The organism is Kitasatospora sp. LaBMicrA B282 (assembly GCF_050325825.1).
Classification (GTDB): Bacteria; Actinomycetota; Actinomycetes; order Streptomycetales; family Streptomycetaceae; genus Kitasatospora.
Genome location: NZ_JBNQTI010000043.1, coordinates 19,410 through 29,141, shown reverse-complemented (window position 1 = coordinate 29,141; position 9,732 = coordinate 19,410). Strand labels below are relative to the sequence as shown.

General features: G+C 73.3%; 9 protein-coding genes. 7 read left to right on the top strand and 2 right to left on the bottom strand.

Annotated elements, in window-relative coordinates:
* Positions 1-50 precede the first annotated feature (50 nt).
* The gene (locus ACQRUO_RS14840) at positions 51-1,310 is read right to left on the bottom strand and encodes an extracellular solute-binding protein (RefSeq protein ID WP_428316360.1); all 1,260 of its coding nucleotides are present in this window, start codon (positions 1,308-1,310) and stop codon (positions 51-53) included.
* 332 nt (positions 1,311-1,642) lie between these two features.
* On the opposite strand from ACQRUO_RS14840, the gene ACQRUO_RS14835 reads away from it, so the two are divergent.
* Entirely contained in the window at positions 1,643-2,452 is an 810-nt protein-coding gene (locus ACQRUO_RS14835; protein ID WP_428316359.1) for a GntR family transcriptional regulator, read from the top strand.
* A 52-nt stretch (positions 2,453-2,504) separates the two neighbouring features.
* On the opposite strand, the gene ACQRUO_RS14830 is transcribed toward ACQRUO_RS14835, so the two are convergent.
* Positions 2,505-3,455: an LppU/SCO3897 family protein gene (locus ACQRUO_RS14830; protein WP_428316358.1), complete on the bottom strand. Its 951-nt coding sequence runs from the start codon at positions 3,453-3,455 to the stop codon at positions 2,505-2,507.
* A gap of 130 nt (positions 3,456-3,585) precedes the next feature.
* Between ACQRUO_RS14830 and ACQRUO_RS14825 the strand changes: the two genes are divergently transcribed.
* The 6 genes from ACQRUO_RS14825 (at position 3,586) to ACQRUO_RS14800 (ending at position 9,715) form a co-directional block, all read left to right on the top strand.
* Positions 3,586-4,059: a DUF6879 family protein gene (locus ACQRUO_RS14825; protein WP_428316357.1), complete on the top strand. Its 474-nt coding sequence runs from the start codon at positions 3,586-3,588 to the stop codon at positions 4,057-4,059.
* A gap of 275 nt (positions 4,060-4,334) precedes the next feature.
* Positions 4,335-5,402 carry a phytanoyl-CoA dioxygenase family protein gene (locus tag ACQRUO_RS14820; protein WP_428316356.1) on the top strand — a complete coding sequence of 356 codons (1,068 nt, stop codon included), beginning with the start codon at positions 4,335-4,337 and terminating at the stop codon, positions 5,400-5,402.
* Positions 5,384-6,724 (top strand): DUF6271 family protein, encoded by a 1,341-nt coding sequence (locus ACQRUO_RS14815; protein WP_428316355.1) that lies wholly within the window; start codon positions 5,384-5,386, stop codon positions 6,722-6,724. Before ACQRUO_RS14820 ends, ACQRUO_RS14815 begins: the two co-directional genes overlap by 19 nt.
* A complete protein-coding gene (locus ACQRUO_RS14810; RefSeq protein ID WP_428316354.1) occupies positions 6,717-7,895 on the top strand; it encodes a type III PLP-dependent enzyme in 1,179 nt (392 codons plus the stop codon). The genes ACQRUO_RS14815 and ACQRUO_RS14810 overlap by 8 nt, the downstream gene beginning before the upstream one ends.
* The gene (locus tag ACQRUO_RS14805) at positions 7,892-8,482 is read left to right on the top strand and encodes a GNAT family N-acetyltransferase (protein WP_428316353.1); all 591 of its coding nucleotides are present in this window, start codon (positions 7,892-7,894) and stop codon (positions 8,480-8,482) included. The genes ACQRUO_RS14810 and ACQRUO_RS14805 overlap by 4 nt, the downstream gene beginning before the upstream one ends.
* Entirely contained in the window at positions 8,483-9,715 is a 1,233-nt protein-coding gene (locus ACQRUO_RS14800) for an MFS transporter (protein WP_428316352.1), read from the top strand.
* Positions 9,716-9,732 lie beyond the last annotated feature (17 nt).

Sequence of the window (9,732 nt, the reverse complement as noted above, 5' to 3'; positions counted from 1 at the left end):
CGCCGCCCGCCGGCTCCGTCAGGAGAGCCGGTGGGCGGCGCCGCTCGCGACTACTGCTTCTGGTTCAGCAGGTCGGTGATCTGCCCGTCGTACTTCTTCGCGGTGGAGTCGTAGTCCGCGCCCTGCAGGACCGCGGTCATGAACTCCTTGATCGGGGCCGGCGGGTTCTCCACGTTGGCCCAGTTGGCCAGGTTCGGCGTGGTCGCACCGACCGCCGAGCCCTTCATCGCGGCCTGCGCGAACGGGGTGGTGGCCAGCGAGTCCAGCGAGGGCTTGTTCGGGATCAGGCCGGTGGAGGCCATCATGCCCTCGAACTTGTCGGACAGCGCGATCTTCAGCAGGCCCTTGGCCAGGTCCGCGTTCTTGCTGTCCTGGGCGACGGCCAGGTTGGAGCCGCCGAGGAAGACGCCGGAGGGCTTGTCCGCGGTCTTGCCCGGGATCGGGAAGAAGCCCACGTTGTCGGCCGGCATGTCCTTGGGGGCCGGGGCCTCCCAGCCGAGGCCGATGATCGAGCCGACGTCGCCCTTGGCGAACAGCGGGCCCTGCTGCGGGGTGGCCTCGTCCTTGTCCTTCGGCGCGGCGGAGTAGCTCTGCAGCTTCTGGTAGGTCGCGAAGGCGTCCTTGGCCTCCGGCGACTCCAGGTTGCCGGTCCACTTGCCGTTCTGCTGCACGGCGATCTGGCCGCCCTCGCCGGAGAGCAGGCCGAAGTAGGTGTACCACTCCTGGCCGGGCAGGTAGATCGGGTTGGCCACGCCGGAGGCCTTGAGCTTGTCCAGGTCGCCGTAGAACTCGTCCAGCGTGGTCGGGGCGGCGGTGATGCCGGCCTTGGTCCACAGCTGCTTGTTGTAGATGACCACGCGGTTGGTGAAGTACCACGGCGCGGCGTACTGCTTGCCGTCGAGGACCGAGGAGGCGTTCAGGTTGGCCGCCCAGTCGTTGCCGCCCAGGTCCGCCTTGTCCGAGGTGAGGTCGAGCAGACCACCGGTGGAGGCGTAGCCGGCGGTCTGGGTGTTGCCGACCTCCAGGACGTCCACCGAGCCGTCGGACAGACCGGTGTTGACCTTCTGGCCGATGCCGTCCCACTGCTGGATCTGGATGTTCAGCTTGGCACCCGGGTACTGCGCCTCGAAGGCCTGCTTGACGCCGTCCTGCCAGGTCTGCGGGGCCGAGCCGGACATGAGCCACATGGTCACGGTCTTGCCGTTGTAGGACCCGCCCGCGTTGTCGTCCTTCTTCGACGACGAACCGCAGGCCGCAACACCGACGACCATTGCCGCGACGCCGACCGCCGCGATGAGCTGACGCTTCACGCCATCCTCCTGAGGGATGCCCGATTGCCCCCCATCGGTGGCCGGCGACATACCCCCGCATACCGGAAGGAAGGTGCCGCAAACCCTCAGATGGTCTGGGGATTCATGAGGTGTGGTCTGCAGTGGTGTAGACCAGATGCCTGGAGCTTGGCCTAGACCAATGGGTGTGTCAACGGCCCGACAATCAAATGGGAGGACCCGTTACCAAGCCGACACCGCTCATCGTTCATCGCGTGATGAGCTCCCCGTCGCTCAGGCATACGTGCAACGATGTGTGCCGTTAACGAGGTAGTGGGGCCGCACGAGCCCCGCGAGGAGCGGAGAAGCCACCCATGAGCAGCGACGGGGGCACCACGGCCCAGCTTCGGCCGAACGAGCCCCAGGCGGGCGCCCTGCCCGCCCAGGGCCCGGCGGACGGCGAGTCCGCGGCCACTCGCGTGCCCAAGTACTACGGGCTGAAGCGGCACCTGCTCCAGCTCACCGAGACCCAGCCGGCCGGCACCCCGGTGCCGCCGGAGCGCGCGCTGGCCGCGCAGTTCGACACCTCGCGCACCACCGTCCGCCAGGCGCTGCAGGAGCTGGTGGTGGAGGGCCGGCTGGAGCGGATCCAGGGCAAGGGCACCTTCGTGGCCAAGCCGAAGGTCGCCCAGGCCCTGCAGCTGACCTCCTACACCGAGGACATGCGGGCCCAGGGCCTGGAGCCCACCTCCCGGCTGATCGAGGTCGGCTACATCACCGCCGACGACCGGCTCGCCCCGCTGCTGGACATCAAGCCCGGCGGCCGGGTGCTGCGGATCGAGCGGCTGCGGCTGGCCAACGGCGACCCGATGGCGATCGAGGTGGCGCACCTGTCGGCCAAGCGCTTCCCGGCACTGCGGCGCAACCTGGTCAAGCACGACTCCCTCTACGCCGCGCTGCGCGAGGTCTACGGGGTCGTGGTGGCCGAGGCCGAGGAGACCATCGAGACCACCCTGGCCAACCCGCGCGAGGCCGGGCTGCTCGGCTCCGACCTCGGGCTGCCGATGCTCCAGCTCGCCCGGCACTCCTTCGACGCCGAGGGCGCCCCGGTGGAGTGGGTCCGCTCGATCTACCGCGGCGACCGGTACAAGTTCATCACCCGGCTGCAGCGCCCGGGGCAGTAGCGGCGCACATCCGCCCGGCGGCCGCCCGGGAGCGGCCGCCGGGCGGGTGGTGTCAGGACGCGGCGCCGGAGGCCGAGTCGTCGGGGGTGCCGGCGGACCCGCTGCCGCTCGGGGCGAGGCAGAGCACGTAGTCGTTGCCCGTCTCGTAGTGGGTGACCGACTTGGTCGCGGCCGAGTACTGGTTGCAGCCCGAGTCGTCGGTGGTGCCGTTGAGCCGGGTCACCACCTTGAAGGCCGCCCGCTGGTCGTCGCAGGCCACGGCCATGACCTTCAGCTCGCCACCCGAGTGGCCGTTGTACACGCAGTCGCCGGCCTGCGGGCCCGCGCCGCCGGTGGTGGTGCCGTCGGTCAGGCCGGCCGCCACCAGGAAGACCACGAAGGCCACCGGCAGCAGCGGCACCAGCAGACCGAACATCGCCCCGCGGCGGACCAGCGGCTTGCCCGGGTCCAGCTGCGGACCGCGGCCGCCGGGCGCCGCCACCGGCAGCTTCTTGATCTTGTTGTAGGCGAACAGGTTGCGCAGCAGCGTGATCGGCGTGATCAACCACGAGGAGTAGCTCCACCAGCCCTGCACCAGGGTGCGGGCCGACATGTGGCGGACCGTGGCGATGCCGCAGGTCCGGCAGAACGGGCCGGACTGCCGCAGGAAGCGCATCACGACGATCATGCCCTGGTGCCCGCGCACGGAGGTCGCCACCGCCGGCATGCCGCCGCAGAAGCGGCAGCTGTTGCCGTCGACCGGCTGCCAGCCGAAGGCGGCGTTGCCGGCGTTCGGCGCGCCGTAGACCGGCACGTTCGGCGGCGCACCGAAGCCGCCGGCCGCCGGCTGGTAGGGGGCCGGCTGCGGTGCCGACTGGTACGGGTTCGGCTGCTGCTGGTAGGGCCCGGGCTGCGGCGCGGGCGGGTAGCCGTAGGGCTGCTGCTGCTGCGGTTGGCCGTACGGCTGCGGCGGCGCGGGCGGGTAGCCGTAGGGCTGCTGCGGCGGTGGGTAAGGCGAAGTCAAGGCTGGAATCCCCGTTGGTGGTTGAGGGTGCGGGAGCACCTGCGAAGGGACGAACATATCTGCTCCCCCCGTGCGCCCCTTGACCGCCTCCCCGACCCCGCGAGACGGTGCACGCACGGAGGGGGCGGCCATGAGGGAGCAGGGACCGGCGCAGGGACCGGACTTCGGCACGCTGCTGCGCGGCGCCCGACGCACCGCCGTCCGACTGGAGACGCGTGACCGCCACCGCACCGCCGCCGAGCCCGAGCCCGCGCTCCCGCTGCTGCGCGAGACCGTGGCCCGCGGCGTGCTGGTGCGCCGGGTCCGGATCGTCGCCGAACCGGTCACCGCGCAGATCCGCCGCGAGCACCACCGGATGCCCGAGCGGATCACCGCCGGGGAGCAGGTGCGCTGGCTGCCCCGCAGCCGGGCGCGGGCCGTCGCGCTGCCGGGCGAGGACTTCTGGCTGATCGACAGCCGGCTGGTCCTCTTCCACTGGTGCGCCGCCGAGGACCCCTGGGCGGGCCACCGGTTCACCGGGGACGGCACCGCGGTGCGGCGCTGCACCGCCGCCTTCGAGGCGGCCTGGGCGCTCGCCACCCCGCACGCGGAGTACCGGGTCTGACGCCGGCGCGGCTGCCGGCCGGCGCGCCGACCCGCCCGCCGGCGGGAGGGGAGTGCTACCCGCCGGTTCCTGCGCCGCGTAGCCTTCCGATCACCGGATTGGTCTGGACCACGAACTGATGCCCGGTTAGGGTCCTTTACTGGTGCCGCGCCCGATCCGCGGCACCGCTTCCCCTCGCATGCTCCCCCGCGCCCCGAACCGGCGTCCCCCGGCGTGGCTCCGCCATGCCCCGGTCCGGCCTGCCCCTGCACACCTTCGAGCCCCGGAGTGATCGCATGCCGACCCCCGACGCGAGATACCTGCACCGAGCCGCCTCACGGATCCCCTACTTCAGCGCCGACACCGAGGCCTACCTGGCCGCGACCCCGCTGCGCGACCTCGAGAAGTCGAGGCCGCTGCGGGTGCTCTCCGAGGCGGACTTCGCGCACTGGCAGGACTACGGCTACGTGGTGGTCGAGGAGGCGATCCCGGCCGGGCACGCCAAGGCGCTGCTGGACTTCGCCTGGGAGTTCCAGGGGCTCGACCGCGCGCGGCCGCAGACCTGGTACGAGGAGCGGGAGTACCGCGACGACCTCGACCGGGAGCTGCACGTCTACGGCTTCGTCGAGGCCTACCACCACCAGCTGATCTGGGACAGCCGGCAGAACCAGCGGGTGTACGACGCCTTCGTCGACGTCTGGGACTGCGAGGAGCTCTGGGTCACCCTGGACCGGCTCAACCTCAACCCGCCGAACGTCCGCACCCGGGACCGGTCGCTGATCGCGCCCACCGACACCGGCTTCGACATCGAGCTGCACTGGGACGTCGACACCACGCTCGGCGTGCTGCCGCAGCGGGTCCAGGGCATCATCGCGCTCGACGACACCCGCCCGGACCACGGCGGCTTCCAGTGCAACCCCGAGCTGTTCCACCGCTTCGACCGGTGGCGGCTCGACCAGCCCGCGGACCGCGACCCGATCCGCCCCAAGGTCGACCGGGCCGACTTCCCCGTCATCCGCCCCGAGCTCAAGGCCGGCGACCTGCTGATCTGGAACGGCCTGCTGGCCCACGGGGTGGCCCGCAACACCTCGGCCGACGGCGTCCGCGCGGTCCAGTACCTGTCGATGATGCCCGCCCTGGAGGAGGCCGCCGAGCTGCGCCGCTCCCGGGTCGAGTCCTGGCGCACGCTGTCCACCCCCACCTGGAACCCGACCCTGGTCGGCGACTGGCGCAAGCACGAGTCGCTGCGCTACGGCCCGGCCGAACTCACCGAGCTGGGCGCCCGGTTGCTCGGCCTCACCAGCTGGCACGAGCCGCCGCGGCCGGGCCCGAGCGAGGAGCCGGTGTGGACCGCATCTGCCTGACCCTGCCGACCAACCGCCCCTGCGCCGCCACCATCACCGCCCTCGGCGCGGAAGCGGCCCACGCGGCCGAACGCTTCGGCGTCGAGGTGCACCTGCTGGTGCTGGACTCCGCCGCCCCGGAGGCGTTCGCCGCGCACGCCGCAGCCGCCGCGGCCTGCGCCGGGCCCGGGGTCGTGGTGCACCACCTGGACGAGCCGGCGCAGCGGCGCTTCCTCGAGGCGGTGCTCGACCGCGCCGGCCTGCCCGACCGGGACCGACTGCTCGACCTGCTGCTGCCCGCCGCCCTCTCCTACGGCGCCTGCACCGACCGGGCGTTCCTGCTCGCCGCCGCCCTCGGCTGCCGCTCGGTGCACCGCCGCGACTCGGACAGCCGCTACCAGGAGCACGCCGGGGCCACGGTGTTCCCGATCCGCTGGGAGCTGGCCGCCCTCGGCCGGACCGCCGGCGAGGCGGCGGGCGAGGTGACCCGGAACGCGCTGCCGGCGGCCGACCTGGCGAAGCCGGTGGTGCTGGCCGGCGCCTCCTTCATCGGCGAACTCTCGGTGGACATCGCCGAGATCCGCCGGCTCGACCCGGCCGTCTACCAGGAGGTGGTGGCGCTCTGGGCACCCCTCGACTGGTCGGCCGAGCAGAAGCGGGCGCTGGTCGAGGAGTCCTTCACCGGGGCGGGCACCGAACCCTTCACCGCGGACGACGCGCTGCTCGCCGTGGTCGACCCGATGCGGGTGGACATGTGCAACGTCGCCTTCCACCGGGTGCACGAGGAGGTGCCGCTGCCGCCGGCCACCGACACCATCGGCAGCGACTACTTCCTGCTCCACCTGGTGCAGGACGCGGGGCTGCCCGGGGTGCAGCACAACCGGCACATCGTCAACTACTACACCGGCGAGCGCCGCACCGACGCCGGGTTCCTCGCCTACCAGCTGCGGTTCGCCAAGTTCTTCCTCTCGATGCGCTACTTCAACGAGATCTACCGGCGGATGGCGGCGGCCGGGGGCGCGCTGCTCGACGAGCGGCACCACGTGCGCACCGGCGCGCTGGTCGACCTCGTCCGGGCCAGCGCCGGGCCCGACCGGACCGAGAACCTCGAACGGCTGGACACCATCGACCGTTGCTACCGCCAACTGGGCGGCCGCTACGCCGAGTTCGCCGAGCAGCTGGCCGGGCGGCGCGAGGAGCTGCTGGACCGGGCGGAGGCCGACGTCGAGGACTTCGCGCGGCTGATCGAGGCCTGGGCGCCGCTGGTCCGGGCGAGCCGGGAGACCGGCCTGCCGGTCCGCACCGCGAGCGCCCCGGACCGGATGCCGGCCGGCCGTGGCTGAGAGCGCGCGGCTGCGGGCCGCGCTGGCCGCCGCCGACGAGGACCTGATCCTGTACGACCTGGCCGGCATCGACCGGCAGTACACCCGGCTGCTGCGCGAGCTGCCGGGCGTCGACGTGCGGTTCGCCATGAAGGCCTGCCCGGTGGACGAGATCCTGGCCCACCTGGCCGGGCGCGGTGCCGGCTTCGACGCGGCCAGCCCCGGCGAGATCGCCCAGGCGCTGGCCACCGGCGTACCGGCCGACCGGATCCACTACGGCAACACCATCAAGTCCGACCGGGGCATCGCCGAGGCGCACCGGCTCGGCATCCGGGACTTCGCCACCGACAGCCTGGCCGACGTCGCCGCGATCGCCGACCACGCGCCCGGCGCCCGGGTCTTCTGCCGGCTGGCCACCACCGGGGCGGGCGCGCTGTGGGGGCTGAGCCGCAAGTTCGGCTGCTCGGCCGAGGACGCGGTGCTGGTGCTGACGGCCGCCCGGGCCGGCGGGCTGACCCCCGCCGGCCTCTCGGTGCACGTCGGCTCGCAGCAGCTGACCGCCGGGGCCTGGCGGGACGCGTTCGACCTGCTCGCCGAGGTACTGGTGGCGCTCGACCGGCACGGGATCCGGCCGGACCACGTGAACCTCGGCGGCGGCCTGCCCGCCACCGGGTACCTGGACCGCGCCGGCACCCCGCTGCACCCTCCGCTGGACAAGATCTTCGCCACCATCCGGGAGGGCATGCAGCGGCTGCGCGCCCTCGCCGCCGCCCCGCTGGACTTCGTCCTGGAACCCGGGCGCCACCTGGTCGCCGACCACGGCGCGATCCGGGCCCACGTGGTCCGGCTCGCCGACCGCCGGCAGCGCGACGGGCGGCGCGAGCACTGGCTCTTCCTGAGCTGCGGCAAGTTCAACGGCCTGTACGAGACGGACCAGGTGCGGTACCGGCTGACCTTCCCGACCCGACCCGACGGCCCCTACCTGCCGGCCTACGTGGCCGGGCCGACCTGCGACAGCGACGACGCCTTCGCCGCCGAGGGCGAGCCGATCCGGGTGCCCAGCGGTGCGACCTCCGGGGACCCGGTCTGGATCCTGTCCAGCGGCGCGTACGCGACCAGCTACACCACCCTGGGCTTCAACGGCTTCAGCCCGCTGCCCTACCGGCTGATCGGGTCGGAGGGGGTGGCATGACGGGGGTCCCCCGGGCGGTCGACCAGGTGATCATCCGGGCGATCGAGGAGCGCGACTGGCCCGGCATCGCCGCGCTGGAGACCGCCGTCTACACCCCGCTCGGGCTCAGCGAGGGGCGGGCCGCCCTGGAGTCCCGGGCCCGGACCTCACCCGCCACCTGCTTCGTGCTGGAACACGACCGCCGGACGGCCGGTTACCTCCTCGCCCTCCCCTACCCGCCGGGCCGCTTCCCCCAGTTGGACCGCCCGGAGGGCAGCGCCGAGCGCTCCGACAACCTGCACCTGCACGACCTGGTGATCGGCGCACCGCACCGCGGCCGCGGGCTGGCCCGGCAACTGCTGGCGCACCTCACGGCGACCGCCGCGGCCGCCGGGTACCGGCGGATCTCGCTGGTGGCGGTCGGTGGCAGCGACACCTTCTGGGCGGCGCAGGGCTTCGCCGGGTGCCCCGAGGTCGCGGTCCCGGACGGGTACGGGCCGGGCGCGCTGTACATGGCTTCGGCGGTGCCGCCCGCACCGTCCGCCTCTCCTCTTCCTCACGCCCATCACGTTCACCACGTTCACCACGTTCAGCAAGGAAGCCGATAGATGCTCCCCTCCCGCGCCGCACCCGGTCGTGACGAGTACCGCCGCGCGCAGCTGGCGATCGCCGCGCTGTTCTGCTTCCTCGGGTTCCAGTACGGCACCTGGGCCTCGCGCCTGCCCGCGCTGAAGACCCGGCTCGACCTCGGTGCCGCCGAGCTGGGCCTGCTGCTGATGGCCACCGGCGTCGGGGCCGCCGCCTCGTTCCCGCTGGTCGCGCTGCTGATGCGGCGGCTCGGCTCGCGGCTGCTGTCGCTCGGCGCCGCCCTGGTCCTCGCGGCGATCCTGCTCGCGCTCGCCGTGGTGCCGAACTACCCCGTCGCGCTGCTGCTGATGGCCTGCGACGGGGTCGCCGTCGGGGCCCTCAACGTGGCGATGAACGCGCAGGGCGCCGCGCTGGAGGTGAAGTACGGGCGGACCACCATGGCCAAGCTGCACGCCACCTTCAGCGGCGGCTCGCTCTGCGCCGCGCTGCTCGCCTCCGCGGTCAACCTGGCCACCCCCGCGCTGGCGGTGCACTTCTCGGTGGCCGCCGCGCTCCTGCTGCTGCTGGTCGGCTACGCCCGCCCCGCGCTGCTGCCCCCGGAGCCGGCGCCGGCGAGCACCGGGCTGGCCGATCCCGCGTCCTCGCCGGCCCGGCGCAGGCTCACCCTGCCCGCCCGGCTGACCATCTGGATGGGGCTGGCGATGGCCTTCGGCACCATCACCGAGGGCGCCATGAACGACTGGTCGGCGCTCTACCTGCGGGACGTCGCCGGAGCGGCCACCGAACTGGCGCCGATGGGGATCGCGGTGGTCTCGGTGATGATGGTGCTGGCCCGGATCTTCGCCGACGGCTGGCGCGACCGCTGGGGCGACGGGCGGATCGTCCGCCTCGGCAGCGCCCTGGCCGCCGCCGGCCTGGCCCTCGCCCTGCTGGCCGGCGGCGTGCTGCCGGCCCTGCTCGGCTTCGCCTGCGTCGGGCTGGGCGTGGCCGCGGTCACCCCGTGCGTCTACGTGGCCGCCGCCCGCCGGGACTCCGACTCCCTGGCCCTGGTCGCCGCCATGGGCACCGTCGGCCTGCTGGCCGGCCCCGCGGTGATCGGCTTCATCGCCAACGGCAGCGGCCTCACCTGGGGCATGGGCGCGGTGGCCGCCTCCGCGGGCATCGTCTCCCTCTGCGCCACCCGCATCCACTGGCCCGCCCAGACCCCGACGACCGCTGCCCCCACCCCAACCCCAACCCCGGAAGCAGCCTGAGCCCCACCACCGCAGGC